This window comes from Calothrix sp. NIES-2100 (genome assembly GCF_963875285.1).
GTDB lineage: Bacteria > Cyanobacteriota > Cyanobacteriia > Cyanobacteriales > Nostocaceae > Aulosira.
In genome coordinates this window covers 7269817-7291684 of sequence record NZ_CAWNLA010000001.1, presented here as the reverse complement: position 1 = coordinate 7291684, position 21868 = coordinate 7269817, and the positions used below count along the sequence as shown (strand labels likewise).

The 21868-nt window shown below is 42.6% G+C and carries 19 protein-coding genes, 1 tRNA gene and 1 riboswitch; of the genes, 8 read left to right on the top strand and 12 right to left on the bottom strand.

The window, feature by feature from the left end; translation table 11 throughout:
• Window positions 1-12 precede the first annotated feature (12 nt).
• The 5 genes from AACU32_RS29685 to AACU32_RS29665 form a co-directional block, all read right to left on the bottom strand.
• On the bottom strand, window positions 13-1449 hold the full coding sequence (locus AACU32_RS29685) for a phosphoglucomutase/phosphomannomutase family protein (RefSeq protein WP_096605043.1): 1437 nt from the start codon (window positions 1447-1449) through the stop codon (window positions 13-15).
• Between the two features lie 327 nt (window positions 1450-1776).
• The gene (locus AACU32_RS29680) at window positions 1777-2280 is read right to left on the bottom strand and encodes a plasmid segregation centromere-binding protein ParR (protein ID WP_096605041.1); all 504 of its coding nucleotides are present in this window, start codon (window positions 2278-2280) and stop codon (window positions 1777-1779) included.
• 5 nt (window positions 2281-2285) lie between these two features.
• The gene (locus AACU32_RS29675) at window positions 2286-3434 is read right to left on the bottom strand and encodes a ParM/StbA family protein (protein WP_096605039.1); all 1149 of its coding nucleotides are present in this window, start codon (window positions 3432-3434) and stop codon (window positions 2286-2288) included.
• Window positions 3435-3644: 210 nt separating this feature from the next.
• Complete coding sequence (locus tag AACU32_RS29670; protein WP_096605037.1) at window positions 3645-4268, bottom strand: DedA family protein; 624 nt, start codon at window positions 4266-4268, stop codon at window positions 3645-3647.
• Between the two features lie 231 nt (window positions 4269-4499).
• Window positions 4500-5582: a Gfo/Idh/MocA family protein gene (locus AACU32_RS29665; RefSeq protein WP_096605035.1), complete on the bottom strand. Its 1083-nt coding sequence runs from the start codon at window positions 5580-5582 to the stop codon at window positions 4500-4502.
• Window positions 5583-6353: 771 nt separating this feature from the next.
• Between AACU32_RS29665 and queC the strand changes: the two genes are divergently transcribed.
• Window positions 6354-7031, top strand: a complete 678-nt coding sequence (gene queC, locus AACU32_RS29660; protein ID WP_096605033.1) for a 7-cyano-7-deazaguanine synthase QueC — start codon at window positions 6354-6356, stop codon at window positions 7029-7031.
• Between the two features lie 198 nt (window positions 7032-7229).
• Here the strand turns inward: queC and AACU32_RS29655 are convergent, their stop codons facing one another.
• From AACU32_RS29655 to AACU32_RS29645, 3 genes are all read right to left on the bottom strand, one after another.
• Window positions 7230-8591 (bottom strand): hemolysin family protein, encoded by a 1362-nt coding sequence (locus AACU32_RS29655; RefSeq protein ID WP_339378372.1) that lies wholly within the window; start codon window positions 8589-8591, stop codon window positions 7230-7232.
• A gap of 184 nt (window positions 8592-8775) precedes the next feature.
• Complete coding sequence (locus tag AACU32_RS29650; protein WP_096605029.1) at window positions 8776-9477, bottom strand: hypothetical protein; 702 nt, start codon at window positions 9475-9477, stop codon at window positions 8776-8778.
• A gap of 147 nt (window positions 9478-9624) precedes the next feature.
• Entirely contained in the window at window positions 9625-9789 is a 165-nt protein-coding gene (locus AACU32_RS29645; RefSeq protein ID WP_339378371.1) for a hypothetical protein, read from the bottom strand.
• Window positions 9790-9930: 141 nt separating this feature from the next.
• Between AACU32_RS29645 and AACU32_RS29640 the strand changes: the two genes are divergently transcribed.
• A tRNA-Ile gene (locus AACU32_RS29640) sits at window positions 9931-10003 on the top strand.
• A gap of 59 nt (window positions 10004-10062) precedes the next feature.
• On the opposite strand, the gene AACU32_RS29635 is transcribed toward AACU32_RS29640, so the two are convergent.
• Window positions 10063-10491: a hypothetical protein gene (locus AACU32_RS29635; RefSeq protein ID WP_096605027.1), complete on the bottom strand. Its 429-nt coding sequence runs from the start codon at window positions 10489-10491 to the stop codon at window positions 10063-10065.
• A gap of 101 nt (window positions 10492-10592) precedes the next feature.
• Here AACU32_RS29635 and pyrE point away from each other — a divergent pair, with 101 nt between their 5' ends.
• Window positions 10593-11213, top strand: coding sequence for an orotate phosphoribosyltransferase (gene pyrE / locus AACU32_RS29630; RefSeq protein ID WP_096605025.1), 621 nt, complete (start codon window positions 10593-10595; stop codon window positions 11211-11213).
• 112 nt (window positions 11214-11325) lie between these two features.
• Window positions 11326-12171 carry a transposase gene (locus tag AACU32_RS29625; protein WP_096605023.1) on the top strand — a complete coding sequence of 282 codons (846 nt, stop codon included), beginning with the start codon at window positions 11326-11328 and terminating at the stop codon, window positions 12169-12171.
• Between the two features lie 40 nt (window positions 12172-12211).
• Here the strand turns inward: AACU32_RS29625 and AACU32_RS29620 are convergent, their stop codons facing one another.
• Window positions 12212-12916 carry a DUF4058 family protein gene (locus AACU32_RS29620; protein ID WP_096605021.1) on the bottom strand — a complete coding sequence of 235 codons (705 nt, stop codon included), beginning with the start codon at window positions 12914-12916 and terminating at the stop codon, window positions 12212-12214.
• An 80-nt stretch (window positions 12917-12996) separates the two neighbouring features.
• Between AACU32_RS29620 and AACU32_RS29615 the strand changes: the two genes are divergently transcribed.
• Window positions 12997-13311: a type II toxin-antitoxin system Phd/YefM family antitoxin gene (locus AACU32_RS29615; protein WP_096605019.1), complete on the top strand. Its 315-nt coding sequence runs from the start codon at window positions 12997-12999 to the stop codon at window positions 13309-13311.
• A gap of 212 nt (window positions 13312-13523) precedes the next feature.
• On the opposite strand, the gene thiC is transcribed toward AACU32_RS29615, so the two are convergent.
• Window positions 13524-14903, bottom strand: a complete 1380-nt coding sequence (thiC, locus tag AACU32_RS29610; RefSeq protein WP_096605017.1) for a phosphomethylpyrimidine synthase — start codon at window positions 14901-14903, stop codon at window positions 13524-13526.
• 6 nt (window positions 14904-14909) lie between these two features.
• Window positions 14910-15005: riboswitch (TPP riboswitch) on the bottom strand.
• Window positions 15006-15646: 641 nt separating this feature from the next.
• Window positions 15647-16519: a phosphodiester glycosidase family protein gene (locus tag AACU32_RS29605; RefSeq protein ID WP_096605015.1), complete on the bottom strand. Its 873-nt coding sequence runs from the start codon at window positions 16517-16519 to the stop codon at window positions 15647-15649.
• Window positions 16520-16804: 285 nt separating this feature from the next.
• On the opposite strand from AACU32_RS29605, the gene AACU32_RS29600 reads away from it, so the two are divergent.
• The 3 genes from AACU32_RS29600 to AACU32_RS29590 all read left to right on the top strand — a co-directional run bounded on the left by AACU32_RS29600 (window position 16805) and on the right by AACU32_RS29590 (window position 21847).
• A complete protein-coding gene (locus tag AACU32_RS29600; RefSeq protein ID WP_096605013.1) occupies window positions 16805-17383 on the top strand; it encodes an rRNA large subunit pseudouridine synthase E in 579 nt (192 codons plus the stop codon).
• 378 nt (window positions 17384-17761) lie between these two features.
• Window positions 17762-19492 (top strand): sensor histidine kinase, encoded by a 1731-nt coding sequence (locus tag AACU32_RS29595; RefSeq protein ID WP_096605011.1) that lies wholly within the window; start codon window positions 17762-17764, stop codon window positions 19490-19492.
• A 369-nt stretch (window positions 19493-19861) separates the two neighbouring features.
• Entirely contained in the window at window positions 19862-21847 is a 1986-nt protein-coding gene (locus tag AACU32_RS29590) for a serine/threonine phosphatase (RefSeq protein ID WP_096605009.1), read from the top strand.
• Window positions 21848-21868: the final 21 nt, after the last annotated feature.

The window sequence follows — 21868 nt, the reverse complement described above, 5'->3', positions numbered from 1 at the left end:
TATGGACTAATCTTACCCTGCCCAGTGTTTTGCCCACGCAAGAGTTTGATGTACGCGATCGCTGGTAGCGGCTTCGCAGTAGAGGCGTAAAACTGGTTCGGTACCACTAAAGCGAATCATTAACCAGCTGTTGTCAGCTAAACGGAATTTGTAGCCGTCAATGGTTTGACAATCAATTACCGCTTGTCCAGCAATCTCAGTTAATGGTTGGGTTTGCAGTTGTTGCAAAAGACGCGATCGCACGGACATATTCGCTAGAGGTAAATCGATGCGATCGTAGGCTGAATTGAACCCTGTTTGCTGCTGTAAGTGCTGGTAATATTCCCCTAAATCTTTTCCTGATTCCACAATCGCTTCTAGCACGTACAATGCCGACAGCAGTGCGTCTCGTTCGGGAATATGAGTACCATAGCCAATTCCGCCTGATTCTTCGCCGCCTAACAATACCTCTGCTGCTAACATTCTGTCAGCAATATATTTATAACCAACAGGTGTTTCAAATACAGAGAGTTTATGTAGTGCTGCTACTAAGGGAATTAAATCAGAACCGCTGACTGTTTTGACGATTTCGCCAGTAAAACCGCGCCGTAAGGTTAAATGGTCAATTAATATCGGGATTAAGACTTGAGAACTTAAAAAGTTAGCTTCCCCATCGACTGCGGCAATGCGATCGCAGTCTCCATCAAACACCAACCCCACTGCTAAAGCGGTTTTATTGCTTTCTCGGTGAGTTTTGATAACTTTAAATAGCTGCGACAGGTATTTAGGTAAGGGTTCCGGCGCACCGCCACCAAATAAAGGATCGCGATCGCTGTTGATTTCGTGGATGCGATCGCCCAGTAATCTTGCCAATCCGCCCGCCGCCGCCCCATGCATCACATCGGCAAATACAGTCAGTTTGCCAGAGGCTATGGCATCGCGAATTTTCGCAATATCAACTTTACCTTCTAAGCCTGCTGTGTAGCTGGGCCAGGGGTCAAATTTATCCACATTGCCAGGTGTAGTTGCCTGTGGTAATCCTTCTGGTATCAGTGCTTCTATCTCTTTGGTAACTTCTGGCGATACCGACCCCCCAAAATATCCCTTGACTTTTAACCCTAGATATGCACCTGGATTATGGCTAGCGGTAACAACCAAGGCCCCCAAGGCATTGAGTTGTTTCGCCGCCCAGCTAAAGGCTGGAGTGGGAGCATAGCTTTCACTGAGTAGCACATCAAATCCGACAGCGGTGACAGCATCGGCGACGACACGGGCAAAGTCTTCCGCCATAAATCGGCGATCATAACCGACAACTATCTTTTTCGTACCCACCACAGAAAAGTAGGTATCATATAGTACTTTGGCGGCGACTGCTGCAACCAAAGCGAGGCGTTCAAAGGTGAATTCATCACCAATCACGCCTCGCCAGCCGTCTGTACCAAATTTGATGGAGTTCGCTACAACTGGCATGGAGGTATCCTAAATTTTTCTCTGAGGATTCTACCATTTATACGGTAGGGTGTGTAAAAAAAGAATATAGTATAATTGCTATTCAGTAGTAGGACTGACGCAAAAACTCTTACGTGCTTCGTTCTGCTGTAATTTTTGCCTAAGTTTGAGGATAATTTGAAAAACTGCTTTAGCCGTGGGCGCAGCGTCTCACTTTGGCAGAAAAGAAGGCTTTGGCGCAGCGATCGCATCTCTATCAATCCTATATAAATATTAATAATCCTTAATAGAATTTCCTATTAAGGATTGTAGATAACAGCACAAGATGCTTAAAACCCTGATTTTGCTTTAAAAATCATCGAGAAACTGGCTGAGTCGGCTGATTACGGGGTCAACCTCTTGAGGAGGTGGAGGTGGCACATAAGTGTTATTGACTACCTCCACTACTGATGATGCTGGGTTTGATGTTGCTGGAGTTGCATACTGAATCACTGGTCGCTCAGCGACCATGATCGCCAAATGAGCAACTTGTTGAGTAAGTTGCAGAATCTGGTTTTCCATTGACTCCAAACGATGAGATTCCTTGGCAAAAAAGCGTTCCTCAAGGTCAGCCAGTTGATTTTGCAGTCTACCGATTTCTTGTTCAACCGCTGTTGTTGATGTTGTTTGCGGACCTGGTTTTACCGATTCCGGTACACATAAAGATTGCCATAAAGCTTCTTTACAGAGGTCGCTGAAAGTTTTATCGACTTGTTTCTCCAAATAGCTTTCTACAAGAGCCAACAAGCTTTCATCAGCAACTCCTGGATTGAACGTGACCGATTTCACTACTTTTTTTGACCATTGGAACATCAGTTTTAAGCCCTAGAAGAGCGAACAGCAGATAATTGGGCCTCTCCATAAATATACTGCCCCAAGGCATTAGCTTGTCGGGAAGGTGCAGCTAAATAAGCGTTAATTTTAGCTTCCTTCAACAGACGTTGTACATCTTCCCAGAAAAATTGACCACCCCCTCCGGTGATAATCACATCAGTCACACGTTCTGGCAACCAAGCTAGTACGCGACTGCAAATTTCCCGAGAAAACATCTCTATGAGATTAGGGAGAAAATCATCGAGATTTGTAGGCTTGCTTGCACCTTTGGGACGGTAGAATCTTTCGCCTTTGGGTTTATTCACAGCAGAAATCAATGCCAGAGATTGGCTATCAGCTCCTTCGATTTCGGCAGCGACAAGTTCATAAAACTTATTCATCCCGAAATCTTCACTCTTAGAAGCGCCTCGGGCGAAGCGAAAGTTATCTACCATCAACAGATCGATGGTTTGATGACCAATATCCACAATTGCAACTGATATTTTCGTAAAATCAGGCAGAGTTGCACCTTTTTGAGGTTGAGCTTCTGTCCACAGAAGGCTACCGTAGCCTTCTGGCATTACCCAAACTTTACTGATATTTAGGCTTACAGATTCGCCTCGGAAATTTAAAACATGAGGCCCGGTGACGGCGCTAATCATCTGTGCTTTTTCTTTTTCAAATTGCTCTAAAGAAAGGAAAGGCAGACCCAGTACGACTGAGATATCGTCTTTGAGTTTAAAATACCCAGCACATGCTAATACTTTGACTAGTGCATCCTCTACCTTAGATTGACCCACTCCCAAATTAGCGCCAAAGTCTGCTGCCAGTTGACCGACAGCGTAGCCACTACCTTGATACTCCAGCCACAAATCCATTAAAGGATCGGTAGCCCGGGCTTCAAAGACACCACCGCGTACCTGTTCGATTGACATTTGCTTGACGTTTGCAGGTACGAACACCACATTGTTTGGTTCGCGGCTGACACAGGTTTTGGTAGAAGTTCTACCTAAATCTACGCTGAGAATTGCCTTACCGGAAAAGGTCGTGGGCTTGGGAGTAGTAGTAGCATTAAGGGGGGTGGACGCAGACACCCTATTCATGGGTATAGCAGCGGCATTTATCGGGGTAGCGGCGGAAGGTTGATCTGTCATACAAGCTCCTAGTCCTAACTTAACTGTAAAAACTTATCCTGCTCAATCTTACAAAAATGGGAATTACCAGAAATTCCAAGCTGCGTCAAGTGTAGCTAGAAATACGCAAAAAATTAAGTCAGGCGATCGCGAATCTAGCATTATTTGGGATAGTGTATGACAATTTGAGGTATATTTAACACTGATTTTATTGCCAAAAGCCTGTGTATTTTATTTTGTAGTGCTTTTACGCTTGCGTTTGAATACCCAAACCACAAATGCCAAGACCAGGCTCACAAGCACAATTTTTGATACCGGAGCAAGGTACTTGTCCACAAGTTCATACTGACTACCTAACAAATATCCTGAGTATGTTAGCAAACCTACCCAAGCTGCGCTACCCAGTGTTGTGTAAAACAGGAAAGGTAGCAAGGGCATATTGCTAATACCTGCCGGCACAGAGATTAAAGTGCGGATTCCTGGGACAAGGCGGCCAATAAATACAGCCTTACTACCTTTTTTATTAAACCATTGCGTTGCTTTGGTAATATCTTTACTAGATATCGCAATCCATTTACCGTATTTGTCAGCTAAATTTTTTAAGCGTTTTTCGCCCATTAACTGTCCTGGATAGTACCAGATGAGCGCACCCAATACCGAACCCAACAGTCCGGCGAGAAATACGCCAAAAATATTCAGCTTTGCACCTCCTGGCTGATATGGACTTGCTGTAAATCCTGCCAGTGGCATAATCAACTCTGAAGGAATGGGTGGAAAGAGATTCTCTAAAAACATCAACAGAGCAATACCCCAATATCCTAAAGAGTTGATTGTATTAGTTATCCATTCGAGCATTAATTCAATCCCTGCAATTACTATAGTTTTGTGGCTAAATTCACCCTGACTTTTGGCAAATTTTCATGATCTGTGCTGATTGGAGCCACAATAACTCCGGTTGACTAAAACTGCTAATTACACTTAGCAAATTAGGAAGAAAATATATAGGGAGCAGCAGAAAAGGCAAAAATCAAAAATGCTTTTTACTTTTGACTTTTGCCTTTTGATTTTTATGCTCCCCCTGCTAATCTAGACTGTCGGAGTTAGTGATTGCACTCTCGGTTCCGATTGCCAATCTAATGGATTCCAAACCCGATCTTCTAGAGCCATCTGTTCAATTAAACTCGCTAATCTTAGAGCTTTCAGAGCTTGTTCACCACCAACTGAAGGTTGATTTCCCCCATGTACACAGTTGACAAAATGCTCTAACTCTGCGCTGAGAGGTTGAACATTAGTGGTATAAACTTTCTCAATCAGACCATCCTGCCGATAAAGCACTTGCCGATGATCGTTGAGAGAGTTGGTATTTGTTTGTCGGTGAATCAAAATTTCATTTTTCAGAAAATCTGCTTCAGTGAATGAATTTTTGCAATGGGCCACAATCTGACGGATTTTTCGATGGGTGACTTTGCTAGCAGTTAAAGTTGCTACAATTCCATTAGCGAATCCTAAGGTAGCCGTCACGTAATCTAAATAACCAGAGTCTAAAGCACGAGTACCGCTAGCAGTCAACTTGACGACTGGGGAAGCAGCTAATTCCAGAAGTAGGTCAATGTCATGGATCATTAAATCGAGCACAACAGAAACATCATTTGCCCGATCTGAATAAGGACTCATGCGATGAGCTTCTAGTGCTAGCAATTCCTCAGTTTTCAAGACTTTACTCAGTTCCCGAAATGCAGGATTGAAGCGCTCAATATGACCTACTTGGAGAATACACTGAGATTCGGCAGCGGCATTCACTAAAGATTCTGCCTCAGAAATACTGGCAGCAATCGGTTTTTCAATTAAAACATGAATTCCTGCTAACAAACAGTTAATGCCCACAGCGTAATGCAAGCGGGTAGGAACAGCAATGCAAACCGCTTGAACATGGGGTAGCAAGTCACAATAATCTTCAAAAAATTTGACTTTGTATTTGCTAGCGGTTTCTAATCCTCTCTCGACGTTAATATCTGAAACACCCACCAGTTCAACATCTTTCATTGAACTCAGGACTCGGGTGTGATGTTGCCCCATGTTACCCACTCCAATTACGCCTATGCGAATTGGCCGTGGTTGGTTCCGCTGTGTATATGGATTTGGTTCTGCCACTGACATGCTATCTTGCACTATGATTCTCTCCTCAACCACCAAATTTAGAGACGCTCCGGTCGTTGGCCTTTATACTTAACTGCCAGTTACGATCCGTCTAAAACCATCCAGATGGTAACATAGAGGTTCTGTTTATGAAGAATTTCAAAGTTTGTTATGGGTTCCCGCAATCTGAGTATCTTTTGTATAGTCAGTTCGCAATTGATTAATTTTTTACACTTTACACAAAATCTAATATGTCTTTTTATTAACTTTAAAATCTAAGTAATACTTAAAAATCCATTACTTAATAGTAATTAGGTAATTAATTATCACGATTAATATTTGATTAATAGAATAAAAAGCTAATAATTTTTTTGTCAGTAAAATTACAAAAAAATCAAAATATCATACTGAGACTTGGTGGTTTGGGTAAAAGCAAGCGAAAAATAGCCCCTCAAAAAAATCTGGTTAACTTGGTAAACTTTGATAATGGGGCAATTTTTCCGCAACCAATCGTCAGGCCAAACTAGTTAAATCATCAAAAGTCTGGCAAATTTTTCTGGATTTGATGAGACGACATAAAAATTGAAATCATTTATTGATCGTGAGTAGTAAGGATGTAATTTAATAATTTTTACATAATTCTCGATAACACGGGGAATTTGTGTAGCTTAATTTTTAGGGCACACTAATCTAGAGAATCACCTTTGACTGTTGAGGTCGTAATCGGAACTGCGATCGCTCAGATCAGTCCCCAGGCAATAGCCGTCATATATAGCGATTTGAAATCCCAAATTTAAAACCCCAATGAAAGCTGTAATTCTGTTGTCTGGAGGATTAGACTCTTCCACAATTCTGTACCAAGCCAAGGCTGATGGCTATGAGTGTCACGCCCTTTCTTTTGATTATCAGCAGCGACATCAGCGAGAGTTACAGTCTGCCCTATTGGTAGCACAAAAAGCTCTTGTGGCAAAACATCAGGTAGTCAACTTTGACTTACGACAATGGGGTGGTTCGGCACTTACAGACGATGGTATAGATTTACCACAGGAGCGTTCTCTCCATGAAATGTCGCAAAACATTCCTGTAACTTATGTACCTGCCCGAAATACGATCTTTTTAAGTTTTGCCCTCGCTTATGCAGAAACAATAGCCGCAGAACGTGTATACATCGGCGTTAATGCCCTAGATTACTCTGGTTATCCCGATTGTCGCCCCGATTATATCCAAGCGATGCAGGAAGTTTTCCGGTTAGGAACCAAACAAGGACGAGAGGGAGAAGCCATTACTATTGTTGCGCCCTTGATTAACCTGAAAAAAACCGAAATTATCCAGCTAGGTAATCAATTAGGTGTTCCTTGGGAACTAACTTGGTCTTGTTATGCTGGTGCTGATGTCGCCTGCGGTGTCTGTGATTCTTGCCGCTTGCGGCTAGCAGCTTTTGCAGAATTAGGCCTAAATGACCCTGTGGTCTATGCTGAGTAGCAAGAGTTGGATGAGGGGCTAAGGGAACCAGGATGAGGGGGACAAGGAGAGAAGTCTCTTGCGAGGCTTCCTCCGTAGACGCGGAGCGGCTTGCCGCAGGCATCAGAACTTCTCACTCGGGGAGACGCGCAAGGGACGGGGAGACAAAGACAAATGACCATTGACTATTTGACTATTGACTATTGACTATTTCCCCCCTCACTGCGTTCCCGAATCTTCTTTGCGCCGTCGTAATTGTACTTGGTGTAACCGGGGCCCAATTACGGAAACAACAGTAAATTCCAGATTTTGAAACCTGAAGGTTTCACCTTTGGCGGGTAGTTTCTGGAGATGGTAAAGCAGAAAACCCCCCAGGGTTTGGTATTCTTTTGTCAAAGGCAAATTCAAATTCAAAACTTCGTTAAGATCTTCTAAGTTGATTTGCGCTTGGACGAGAAATGTTTGCTCGTCTAACATTTGGACGAGTAAGTCTTCACCGCTGTCAACAACACCTGCGTCGCCAATAATTTCGGCAATTACATCTTGGAGTGTCACTAGCCCCACAATACCGCCAAATTCGTTCACAACCATTACCATAGCTGGTTTTTCCTGTTGCATCATTGGCAATAGTTCACTCAAGGGCGTGTGTTCAGGTACAAAGCGCGCCGGACGCATCCAAGGTTGAATGAGTGATTCTAAGGTGAGTTTTCCTACAGCCAAAGGTTGTGCCAAATCTTTAAAGTAAACTATGCCGCGAATATCGTCTAAAGATTCGCCAATGATGGGATAGCGAGAGTGAGCAGTAGAAGCCATTTCCTGAAGGAATCTTTCAAAGGTCGCATCTTTAGGCAAGGCGGCGATGCTGGTGCGGGGAATCATCACCTCTTGTACCATCACATCGCCAAATTCAAAGATGTTATTTAGCAGTTCTCGCTCTGAAAGCTGTAAACCGGTTGATTCCCTTTCTGTAGAGATAATTAGCTGTAATTCTTCAGATGTTACAGGTGGTCTCCAGCCTTGACCAGTATATTCAATGCCGAACAATCTCAACAGCCAGCGATTGGATTGATTAAGAATCCAGATGAAGGGGCTGAAAAAACGCACGATCGCTTTTACGGAAGGCCCCAAAAACCTTGCTAGCTGTTCTGAGTACAGCATCGCTACTGATTTGGGACAAAGTTCTCCTAAAACGATTTGTAAATAGGCAATCAAAAAGAAAGCGATGGGGATGGATAGAGAATGAGCAATAAACAAACTCATTTCTTCAGGTAAAGGCAAAGATTTTAACCATGCATTTACTAACACCACAATTGAGCTTTCGCCAATCCATCCTAGTGCCAAACTAGAGAGCGTAATCCCTAACTGGGTAGTAGATAGCAGTCGGTCAATACTACGTTGCAGCATTTCCACAGCGATCGCGGGAATGTCACCAGCCTCGACTAACTGATGGATACGCGATCGCCTGACTGTCACCATTGAAAACTCGGCTGTGACAAAAAAAGCATTGATGGTGATCAGTAGCAACACTGATAACAATCGCAGCCCCACATCTTTCCAAATTAAGCTAGGAAAACCACTCACCGCTAAAGCTCGTGTACAACTTATGCACCCACTCTTGGATTTGCAACTTTGAATTTGGGAATTAGGGATAGTGGTTGCGATTTTTCCCCAGTCCCCAGTAATAAATCACAGCAGTTATTTGACAAAAGAAGTCGCTCAAACCACTGGCTTTGCCATATCAGCCCCCATCTAGCAATTGCCTTGCTTATTTTTCTACGGGAATATTTGATACTTCCAACTTCAATTGTTGAGCCGGATAATCTGTCAGCGAGAGAGAAATCTTCTTGACATCATCAAGTAGAGCTGTGGGAATGCTTACTGTACCAGAAAAAGTCGGCCCATTTGCTGGTAATTCTGCTGGCAAACCCTCTGTACTAGCACTGAGAGTTCGTCCTTTGTCATCAGTGACATCCAAAAAACTATAAAGGAAGCGCACAGAATCAGCGCCTTTATTCTGCATTTTCACTTTCAGTAGTAAATCTCCACCAGAATAGCGAGCAGATTGCACAGCGAAAGTTACCCCCTTATTTTCAGCGGTAACAGGAAATCCTTGTTGAGGCTTTTCCTGCTCTACTTCTGGAGGCTTTTCCTCAGGCTTATTTTTGCTATTATTGGTCTCCTCTTCATCTTCCTCTAGTTTTTCGGATTTAGCAGCCTTGGTTTTACCCTCAATTCGTGCCTTTACAATTTTGAGGATTTCTTCTTCTCTTAATAGCACTAAGCTTCCTGCTTGCGAGTTAGAAGACTTACTGCTTGTAAATTTGGTTGTGGGACGACCATCTGGCGTTGTCACTCCTTTAAGTGCTGAACTCCCTAAAGTGAACCCCCAAAACGCGCTGACAGATCCTGCTCCCAACATCAGGGTTAACAAAATTAACGTAAGAAGTACAGTGGAATTTAGTTTCATCGCTTTTCAGCTATTGCAAAATCAGGCTAGTTTATTTAAATGTCTTCAGGCTGTTGACCTTGCCAATTTTAAACTTTAGATTGCCGATTTGAGATTTTTTGCCTGGTGTCTCATCTGGGCTTGGGTGCAACTAATTCGTGCATCCGCTCATCCGCCTAACTTCCAGCCCCATCCATTCATCGGTTGGTCAATCCAAAATCTCCCATCACACCACTGGCTACAACTTTGGGAAAGTTCGCAACGCAGTGGCTGCAAAATCACGCCACTTGCACTCAACGCGGGTTCCCCGCCTGGGCGCAGTGGCTCCACCAAAATTTTTTGACCTCAATCCTTATAAGAACTTAATCAATATTAGTCTGCACTATTTCATAATCAAATTATGTAATAAAAAAATCTGGTAAACTATATTCGAGGGTACACGAGTTGGTAAAATCAGGCTACAATAAAAATCGACCAGGGTTGGCCGAGCGGTTGAGGCAGCGAACTCATAATTCGCCCAAGGCAGGTTCAACTCCTGCACCCTGGATTAAACAACTAATTAGTTTTGAGTGCTGAATTAGCATCAGCACTCTCAATTGATAAATCTTACCGTGGTGAATTTTCAAACCGAAACTCTGTGCCAACTTTGAGTTGTTGGGCATTGGAGCGGGGAGACATTAGTACAGATGTACCGTAAGGATTCGGTAAATCTGGGGTGCGAAGATATGGATCGTTGGTAGCTTGCTGAGTCAGCATATCGCGATAAACCCCATTTAACAATTCACCATCGCGGGCAATTTCATTTTCTGGAAAGGAATTTGAGAACGAGCCAGCTCCGAGAAAAGAGTCTAGCTGACGTTTCAAACTGCGATTTTCATAGAAATTGGGATCGTGTCGAAAATAAGCTCGCTCAATGGCATCATTATTTGTTTCATAATTAGGTGTTTTCGTCTGAGCATTGCCAACAGCGGGAAAAGCAATACTAGTAGCTAGCAGTACCAAGAAAACACTTGGCAGTTGAACTTTTATACCCATATTCATGACTCCTCAACTTTTGGGCGAATCTTAATTTATGCTTAAATTCAGAACTCTGATCAGTTCAACCTTTGGTGTAGCACAATTTTTAACGTCTTGTAATGACTTATTCTACTGAAACCCACAACCTATCAGATATTTGGGCAGCTACTGCTGATTTGACTACCCTGCGCCACAAGTTACTAGATTTATTTTGTCAACTTGCTTATCAGGAGGGTGATTTTGTTCTTTCTTCTGGGTTACGTAGTACTTATTACGTGAACAAGACACAGGTAACGCTACATCCTCAAGGCGCTTTAGCTGTAGGCAGGTTACTTTTCCCTCTATTACCTGCTGATACCCAAGCTGTAGCTGGTTTAACGCTGGGTGCTGACCCCATTGTGACAGCAGTCAGTGTGGTTTCTGTTTATGAAAACCGACCAATTCCAGCGCTGATTATACGTAAAGAAGCCAAAGGTTATGGAACAAGGGCTTATATTGAAGGGCCTAGTTTGCCAGAAGGTGCAAAAGTTGTAGTTTTGGAAGATGTTGTCACCACAGGACAATCTGCCCTCAAAGCAGTTAACCGTCTACAAGAAGCAGGTTATACCGTAGAGCAAGTAATTTCACTAGTAGACCGTTTGCAAGGAGGCGCAGAATTATATCAATCTGCTGGATTAAAGTTTGAAACGTTATTTTCGATTGAGGAGATTCAACAGCGGTATCGGGATTTAGGAAAATAGTTGGGTGATGAAGAATGCGATCGCCAGCAAAATAGCTTTGTTGGTGATTAGCCGATCAAGAATGCGATGCCTTCTTTGATATTCCTGGTAATTTACGTGCATCTACAACCCAATGACAAAATCCGCAGATGTCAGCACAAAACGCCTGATTAGCCTCGCACCAGATAACTGGGTAAAATGGGTTACAGGAATACCTGATATTACAGCAGGGGAAATACTAAACTCAGAATTTCAATGGATCAGTCGAGAAAGTGACGTTTTAATTCGTGCGAAAAATCCCCAGTATGGTAATTTTTTAGTTCTCAATGAACTACAACTGCGTCCCACACCAGAAATGCCAAGAAGAATGCGTGCTTACGCCGCACTAGCAGAAGAAAAATATAAATTGCTGACGTATCCTGTATTAATCAACATTTTGAAAACAGGTGATGCAGAAATACCTACAAGTTATGAAACAAATATTGCTGGTTTGCGGGCAATTCAAGATTATCGCGTCATTAATTTGTGGGAAGTTGATGTAAATATTGCTTTTGAACAACCTTTACCATCCTTACTGCCGTTTGTGCCAATTCTCAAAGGTGGTGAAAATGAATCAATCATTAGAGAAGCCTTAAGAATTCTCCGGGATGACGAACAGCTAAACCAACTTGAGACGGTTTTAGCATTTTTTGCTACGTTTGTATTAGAAAGCGCCCTAGTTCAAGAAATCATGAGGTGGGATATGGCTGTGTTGCGCGAATCGCCTTGGTATCAAGAAATTGAACAGCGTGGAGTCGAACGTGGACGACGGGAGGAGTTATTTTCAAGTATTGAATTACTATTAGAGATGAAGTTTGGTAACGAAGGTTTAGAATTGATGCCAATAATCTCTCAAATTAATGATTTAGAAAGCTTAAAATCGATTCAACAAGCGATTAAAACTGCAAATTCAGTTGAGGATTTACGACAACTGCTGTAGTGCGATCGCATTCCTAATCATTTCACCTGCAAATTTATAACTAAGCAGTGTGAATCGGAATTCGCTGTTCTCGACAAGTCCGCTCATAAATACTATTTAATTCTACGGGTAAGCAAATTTCACCATGCAACCACAATGGCAAAGTCGGTAAAGCGCCGCCCACAGTCAATTTTTCTTGCCAAATATCTAATTTATACTGACCATTGTGTTGGATGGGTCGATAGGCAGTAGCATAAAGTTCAGCGTTAAATAGCAATGCATTGGTTTCTGCGACACGGGTTAATAATTCATTGTGAAGATTTGTTTTGCGTTCAGTCACAACATCAACAATCACCAAACCAATCCCCTGTCGTAAATAGGTTTCACATTTAGAAACAAAAGCATTGCGATGAGTAGAACGGTCTTTATTTGCAGGACTTACTAATTCTATTGCCCCAGCCAAAATAGGGCCAGCCTCAGTATTAAAAATATTTACTTCTACTGTTTCATCTGTCGGTATAAAAGTGATTGTTTGAGCAGGTGGTGGAGGCATCCAAATACTATTAGCATTTTTTGATTCCTGCCATGACTCTTCAAAAGCAGCTATATCAATTTCAATGCCAAATTGTACATTTGGTTCAGCAAAGTAGCCTTCTGGCAATTTAGCGTTTAAATCAGATGCAATATAAGTCGCCCAGGCGTTATGAAATGCGTGCCAGTGACGGCGAACTGAGAGTGGCGGACGAAAATGGTCTTGCAGCATCATGTTTCTCAAAGCTCGATATCATTATGAATAAGTATGTAGCTTTAAAAAGCTGAAAAAATAGTCAAAACCAGTTAATTATTATGTCAATTAAAATTACATCAGAAGAAGCCGCTAAAAATTTAGACAGCATTTGTAATCAACTTATTGAAACTAATGAAGTAGTCAGAATTAGCCGACCTGACAGTAAAAATGTTGTATTAATTTCTGAAACTGAACTAGAAAGCTTATTGGAAACACTTTATTTACTTCGTTTTCCAGCAAACTCTACTCGTTTATTCACAGCTTTACAACGTGCAAAGAAAAAAATTGTCGAGCCTCAATCTGTTAGTGAATTATACGAAAGGTTAGGGCTACAGGAAGACGATCAAAGTAGCGATATCAACTTAGCTAGTTAGCTAAAAATTTATTACAAGGGAATGATTTTATCGATTTTCCTTTGCGTCTTTGCACCTAGCCTGCGGAAACTACTTCGTCGAATGCGTGAAACTCAATTCATATTTTTTCATATTTTTATTCTGCAATACTGTTTTTCAATATGCATATAATTAGCCCACGAAGGTGGGCTTTGTATGTATAGCCCCACCCTTCTAGGGTGAGGGCGATTTGATTAACTTTGCGTTACAACATCCTTATCTTTCGCCAAAAACTTCTCTAGTTCCGTCAGCGCATCAGCATCAACTTTGGTTTGCATGGGACAGAACTTAGGCCCACACATTGAACAAAACTCAGCAGTTTTATAAATATCTGCTGGTAAAGTTTCATCGTGGTATTCCTTAGCTCTTTCTGGGTCGAGTGATAATTCAAACTGACGGTTCCAGTCAAAGTTATAACGGGCTTTGGACAGTTCATCGTCTCTATCCCTAGCACCTTGGCGATGTCTAGCGATATCTGCCGCATGAGCTGCTATTTTGTAAGCTATTAACCCATTACGAACATCTTCGGCGTTAGGTAATCCCAAATGTTCTTTGGGTGTTACATAGCACAACATTGCTGTACCATACCAACCAGCCATTGCCGCGCCAATAGCTGAGGTAATATGGTCATAACCAGGAGCAATATCTGTCACCAATGGACCCAGCACATAGAAAGGCGCTTCGGAACACTCTTCCATTTGCTTGCGGACGTTGAACTCAATTTGATCCATTGGGACGTGTCCAGGGCCTTCTACCATCACCTGTACATTATCTTCCCAGGCTTTACGGGTTAGCTGTCCGAGGGTTTTCAATTCTGCTAATTGTGCTGCATCTGAGGCATCATGGGTACAGCCCGGTCGGAGGGAATCGCCTAAACTGAAAGAGACATCATACTTCTTGAAAATTTCAATGATGTCTCGGAAGTGAGTGTAGAGTGGATTTTGTTTGTGATGATGCAACATCCACCGCGCCAAAATACCGCCGCCACGAGAAACAATCCCAGTGATGCGGCTTCTCACCAAAGGCAAATGTTCTAGCAAAATTCCCGCGTGGATAGTTTGATAATCTACCCCTTGCTGGGCGTGTTTTTCGATGACATGGAGAAAGTCTTCAGGGGTAAGTTTTTCAATTGTGCCGTGAACACTTTCTAAAGCCTGATAAACTGGTACTGTGCCAATAGGAACAGGCGAGGCATTGATGATAGCAGTACGAATTTCATCCAAGTTACCGCCGCCTGTAGACAAATCCATCACGGTATCAGCGCCATACTTCACCGCTAGTTTCAGCTTATCCACTTCTTCTTGAAGATTAGAAGAGTTGGGTGAAGCGCCGATATTAGCATTTACCTTACATTTAGAGGCAATACCAATGGCCATTGGCTCTAAATTGGTGTGATTAATGTTAGCCGGGATAATCATCCGCCCCCGCGCTACTTCCTCACGAATGAGATCAGCAGGAAGATTTTCCCGCTGGGCGACGTAGTGCATTTCTTCGGTGATTACACCCTGACGGGCGTAGTGCATTTGAGAAACATTGCTCTGTCCACGACGCTTTGCAACCCATTCTGTCCGCATATTGAATTCCTCGATAAACAGCTTCCCTCCGCTGGTATTACCCAGACTCAGGTGTTAAGGGTGTGATCTCAGCCTGGTATTCAGGCACCCCTAGCATGGATGTAGATTGTACCATTTTGATTGTGGCGGGAGAGAGGGGTGTTAACAATTCCTGAAGATGTGGAGTCAGACAGAATTAATTACACAATGTCATTGCACTAAGCGTTGGCGCAGCCTCTTTGACAGGAGAAGCTATGCCCGTTCGACGAAGTCGTTCCCGTTCGCGCAGCGTCTCCGTCAGGAGAAGGGTAGGGCTTTATGGAGCGAAGGGAAATGAAGCCATCGTGAGGGCTGGGATTGCTTCACTTCGCTCGCAATGACTGTAAATATTTTTGTCCGATTAATTACCATAGAGCGATCGCTTTTTTGATTCCTGACAAATATGACTTGTTGAGGCAAAGGTGCAGGATTTTTATCCCCGATCCTCATGTTTTCCTCACATTTAATTGCTAGAAATAATTTAGGTATACATTGAACCTATACAGTATTCCCCGATCATTGTGTCGGGGTTTTTTCTTTTTACAGAAGATACGTTGACACAAAGCCGCTTGTCGTTCGCCTAGCGTCTGGCAGAGAAAACATCTCACTTGTGTTACCTACACATCATGAGGATCAATCACCAATTGACGCAATCTTTGAGCTTAGCGTTCGGCTTTTTGCTGTTCTTGTTCTAACTGGGATGCTAATTGTTGGGATTTTTGAATTTAACCACCAGGTACTAAAGGGCGATCGCCTTTTTGAAACCTCGCCCATGCTTGTTGTAAAGTAGTAGGTGCTGGGTTTTTGGCATCATAGATGACAATTACATTTGTCAGTGGTCGTCCAGCAGGGACTAAAATTTTACCGTTGGCAGCTAAAGCTTTCGATGCACCACCGTCTAAATTCATGGCTTCATAACAGCCAATAGTTTTCATCGCCTGCGCTTCTTGCTGTAAATTTAAAGCAATATCAAAATTCACCAAAAATAGCTTTTTCCCATCAGCATCAAACCCAATTGCTGTCCTCGCACCCGTACCTAAAACAGCAGGATCTTTAAAACCTTCAATCTCTGGTTTGAGCCAAATTTCTCCTTGGCGCAAAAGTCTGGGGCCACAGGTGATGGAAAACCAATGTTGATTCCATTGCGGTTTACCATCAACTCTTGCTGTCACCATTTCCGGTTGATTCCCAACTCTTAACCCGAAGGTAGTACCAAAGTTCTCCCACTGGCTATATTTGAGAAATCTACCTTCTGCCACCATATTACCCATCACTGTTTTTTGGGCATTTTTGGCAAAAAAAGTGCCATTAGCAATAACAGATGCACGATGACGAGCCACTAACTTGTTAAATTCTTCATCGCCACTCGTCTTTTGCATAGTGTTAGCAAAAGTTGCATTATTTGCTAAACCAATGGAAATGAAAGTTTTGGGGTCAGTCAAGTCAACAATAGTTTGATAAAAAGAGATCCCGTTGACCTTACCCTTTTTTACTTGTACAGCTTGAGCAGTAGCGGGTAGTGCCAGCGTCAATCCTTGTGCTAAGGCAGCACCTCCCATCAACAAGAAAGACCGCCGACACATTTTAGAACTTGGCATAATTGATTTTTAATTATATTGTTTTTCTTATAATGCCCAAACTCGTGCTTAATTTTAGTCAGTCATCGCCGGGTGTGGGGGGATGTGCTTCTCTTCTCCCAAGGGGAGACGCGCAAGGGACGAGAGGCTGCGCCCTAAGCGTTCGCGAAGCGTCTCGTAGAGAAGCTATGCCGCAGGCTTTACGACTTCGCTCAGCAACCGGGGGATGAGGGGGACAAGGGAGACACAGAGACACAGGGACGCGAGGACGCATAGAAATGACTAATGACTATTGACCAATGACAAATGACTTCTATATATAGATATATTATTTTTCACAAACCCTATGGCGTTCTCAGCCAGTTTACCCAGGAAACACCCAAACACCGCACCCTCAAAGACTATATTCCGGTTCCTGATGTCTATCCTGTAGGGCGTTTAGATTGGGATAGTGAAGGGTTACTTCTGTTGACGAATAATGGGCAATTGCAACATCGTCTTGCCAATCCTCGATTTGGGCATCAACGTACTTATTGGGTGCAGGTAGAACGAATTCCGGATGCAGATGCTATAAATAAGTTGCAAACAGGAGTAAAAATTCAAGATTACCGTACTCGACCAGCAAAAGTACACTTATTACTCGAAGAACCACCCGTAGGCGATCGCAATCCACCAATTAGATTTCGCCAAAATGTACCCACAGCTTGGCTAGAAATGACTTTAACTGAGGGAAAAAATCGTCAGGTGCGGCGGATGACGGCGGCTGTTGGGTTTCCGACTTTACGACTGATCAGGGTAAGTATCGCTCACTTACAATTAGATGGTTTAGAACTAGGCCAGTGGCGCGATCTCACCTCCTCTGAAATTAAAACGTTTTCCGAGTGAGGGGCTAAACCCAGCGTCAATTCTCCAAAAACATCGTTGCTGTTTTTCCCATCAATTATCTATTTAATAAGTATTATTGCTGATTATGTTTTTTAATAAATTATTTAGCCAGACTGTGCGGATTTGGCAGGCTTTCAGGCTGTAAATATGAGAAGAATTTTTCCTGATAAATTAAAAACTAAAATAATGTATTTTACTAAACATAATTTACGCCCTAGTTTGAACTAAAAATTCACAAACGACAAAACAGCGTTGAGGTTTGTTACATAAGTTTTTATTTGCATCATTTGACAAAAATCAAAGCGAAAGCCTTATAATATTCTTTTTTTATTCCTGCCCATATCTACATCAACCCTTGGGTGCAAGTGATTCAATCTTATGAGCCGCAATCAGCAATCGATCTGGCATGAAACTTGCCAAGAACAAGATATCTTATCTGCAACGCCTGCACGCTTAGAATTTGTGCCTGAACTAGTCTGCGATTTAGAACTTTGCACAGCAAAAACCTTGCATCGTCTCCAAGAGGAACTTAACTTGTATCGTAGGCTTTATGAGAATATTCCTTCTGTATATTTCAGCCTGGACACAACAGGAATAATTTTGTCTGTAAATCAGTTTGGTGCAACCTGTCTTGGTTATACAGTAGAACAATTGATTGAACAGTCAGTTTTTAATTTATTTGAACAGTCAGACAAACAAAGATTATTTGATGCATTTCAGGAACTGTTAAATACTTCATCTAATAGTAAAATTATTAATTGGGAGTTTCGGTTAAATTGTTCAGATAGCAAGATTTTATGGGTAAAAGTTGTGGCGCGGTTATTACCTGAAGAGGATGGAAACTATCTGAGAAATACAAACCCAACTGATAGCTATCCTCAAAATAAACCACAGATTCTCATGGTTTTAGAAGACATTACTGCTCATAAACAGGCAGAAGATGCATTACGCGAAAGTGAACAACGCTTTCATAGTATGGCTAATACCGCACCAGTGATGTTATGGATGGCAGGAACTGATGGACTATTTACTTTTTTTAATCAATCATGGTTAAAATTTACTGGACGTAGTATTGAGCAGCAGCGAGGATTAGGCTGGCTTCAAGGAGTTCATCCACAAGAGCAAGAATTTTGCCAAGAAACTTACGATTCTGCCTTTCATGCCAGAGGTAAATTTGAGATGGAATATCGGCTCATGCGTCATGATGGCGAATATCGTTGGATTTTAGATACTGGTGTACCTAGATTTACACCCAATGGCAAGTTTGTTGGTTACATTGGATGCTGTATAGATATTACAGAACGTAAATTAGCAGAAGTTGCTCTCAAACATAGCCAAGAATCAGTACAGGCGCAATTAGAGGAAATGGAAAGCCTGAATCGTCTCAAAGATGAATTTCTCAGTACAGTTTCCCACGAACTGCGCACGCCACTTACCAATATGAAAATGGCGATTCAAATGCTAGGAATCGCACTCAATCAAGAGCAAAACTTTTTGACCCAAATGGCGAAGCCACAAGCAGAACGCTCGAAAGCGGCGCGCTATTATGAAATCTTAGACAATGAGTGCGATCGCGAAATTAATCTCATTAGTAACTTTCTAGATTTGCAAAGATTGGATACAAGTGCTAAACCCTTAGTTCTGGAAACTATTCAAGTACAGCAATGGCTGTGGCGAGTTGTAGAACTGTTTAAAGCACGCAATCGCAACTCTTGTCAGCAAAAATTGCGCCTCAGTTTAGCGCCCAATCTTCCTATACTCACATGCGATCCATTCAGTCTCGAACGCATCTTGATAGAATTACTCACCAATGCCTGTAAATTCAGTCCTCCAGATGCAGAAATTACTATTTCCGCCCAATTGAAAGCTCACAATATCCAATTTCAAGTGATTAATTCGGGTGTAGAAATTCCTAGCTCAGAATTACCACGCATTTTCGACAAGTTTTACCGCATTCCAAGTAACGACCCCTGGAAGCAAGGTGGTACAGGATTAGGTTTAGCATTAGTACACAAACTCACCAAGCACTTAGGAGGAACAATTGAGGTTGAAAGCGGGTCAAACCTTACCTGCTTTGCTATCCAACTACCGCTGAGTAGTGAGTTGTGAAGGAAATTTCAGAAGAGTCAATAGTCATTGGGCAAACAGGACATTGGCCAAACAGGGCATTAGGCATTTATTAATTTGTCTCCCCGAAGTTCTGAGCGCCGGACGCCGGCGCTCAGACTTCTCTCCTTGTCTCCCTTGTCCCCTCTACCCCCCTCATCCCCCTGCCCCCTAATTTACCTTTTCGGAGAAATTAGCTTGCTGATATCTGAAATATTCGGCTAATATGCGTCACAATTAATACTGCTACCAAAATTCACTGTGAAACCACAATTTTTTATTAGGTCTACTGTAGGCAGGGGTAGCAAGTTGTGGCACGTTGAATCTTGAGTGGCTACAAGCACTTTGGAACGGGAATAAGGAACTTCCTCTATGCTGATTTGCCCTCAGTGTAAATTTGAAAACTCCAATACAAATAAATTCTGCCAAAACTGTGGTGTATCCCTGACCCATAAAATCTGTCCTGAATGCAATACCTCAGTACCTGTAAACGCCAAAAATTGTCCTAACTGTGGCGCTGAGTGTGGAACATTGTGGTGGGCTATTATTGCCAAACAAGCCACTGGGAGTGGGGAAATAGAAACTGGGGGCGATCGCAAAAATGAGGAATTAGAAAAAGATGAACTATCTCCTCTGCCTATTAGCTCCCAACTCGTAGTAGGCTCTTATTTAGACCAAGAGCAGCGCTATCAATTATTAGAGCCGCTACCAAGCTTAGAAGAACTAGCTCCTAATACTGAGGTGTGTATTCAAGTTTTGGACTGCCAACCATATCAAATTGCACCCCTTGTGGCAATGTTAGAAAATAGCAACAAGGGGCTAGTAACACCATCGGTGGCAGCAACTGGAATTCCCCAACTTGCTAAACCTTATATTGCCTTAAAACCACACGGACATGTAGGGATACCCCCAATTCATGATGCATGGCAACAAGGTGATATACAGGTAGTACTCATCCAAGACCGCTCGAATTGGCCGCATTTACTTGAGCGATGGCAAGAAAACACAACCAGTTCATTGCAAATTTTACACTGGTGTTCTGAGATGACCCAATTGTGGACATTGCTAGAACCAGTGAATTGTTGTCAAAGTCTTTTGGATGTGTCCAATTTACTATTGGATGAAGACCAAACACTGGCATTAGGACGCTTATATTCAGACCCATTAAATAGTCAGATAACTGCTGATGTATCGGCAGATTTAATGGAGCAAACATCTACCCAACAAGAGCAGCCTTTAACAATCCAAGCTTTGGGGCGGGTTTGGCAAGCGCTATTTAGACAGTCTCAACGCACTCAATTTGGTTCCATAGTCCAGATGTTAGGGGATTTAGAAATAGGTAAAATTGAGACGATCGCACAATTGCGATCGCGTTTGCAAGAAATGTCTACCGAAATAGTACCACCCACAGCGGAAACTTTTTCGCCCACAAAGGAACAGTACAACACTGCACCAACTTTGCTGCAAGTAGATGAGCTAGAAGATTTCAACCTCAAAAATGACGATATGCCCACAGTTGTCCTCCCCATGCAGCTAAGTAGCCTTCAAGATGCAGGACAAACTGATGTGGGCCGACAACGTCATCACAATGAAGACTACTTTGGCATTGAAAGCAATATTAACAAACTAGAGTTACCCAAAACTAGAGTTCTCCAGGCGCGGGGCTTATATATCCTCTGCGACGGTATGGGTGGTCATGCTGGCGGCGAGATAGCCAGTGAGTTGGCAGTTAATACTTTGCGGCAATACTTTCAAGAACACTGGATTGCTAACCAACTACCAACAGAAGATGAGATCGCACAAGCAGTATATCTAGCAAATCAGGCAATTTACGATCTCAATCAGAAAGATGCTCGTTCTGGCGTTGGGCGCATGGGTACTACCCTCGTTATGCTCTTAATTCAGGACAGCCACGCCGCAGTCGCCCATGTGGGAGATAGCCGCCTTTATTGTGTAACTCATAAGCGGGGATTAAAACAAATCACTATCGACCACGAAGTCGGTCAACGAGAAATTAGTAAGGGAGTAGAAGCCAGCATCGCTTATGCGCGTCCTGATGCTTACCAACTTACCCAAGCATTAGGGCCGCGTGACGAAAACTCAATTAATCCTGATGTCGAGTTTTTTGAAATTAATGAAGATACTCTCTTCATCCTGGCCTCGGACGGTTTATCGGATAATGATTTACTAGAAAACAATTGGCAGACTCACCTGCTGCCGCTACTTGGCTCTGGTACTAACCTAGAAGTCGGTGTCACCGACTTAATTGACTTGGCAAACCAATACAATGGTCATGACAATATTACCGCTATCCTTGTCCGGGCAAAAGTGCGTCCAAATCTGGATAGTCCAAAATAAGTATAAAGTATGAAGTATGAA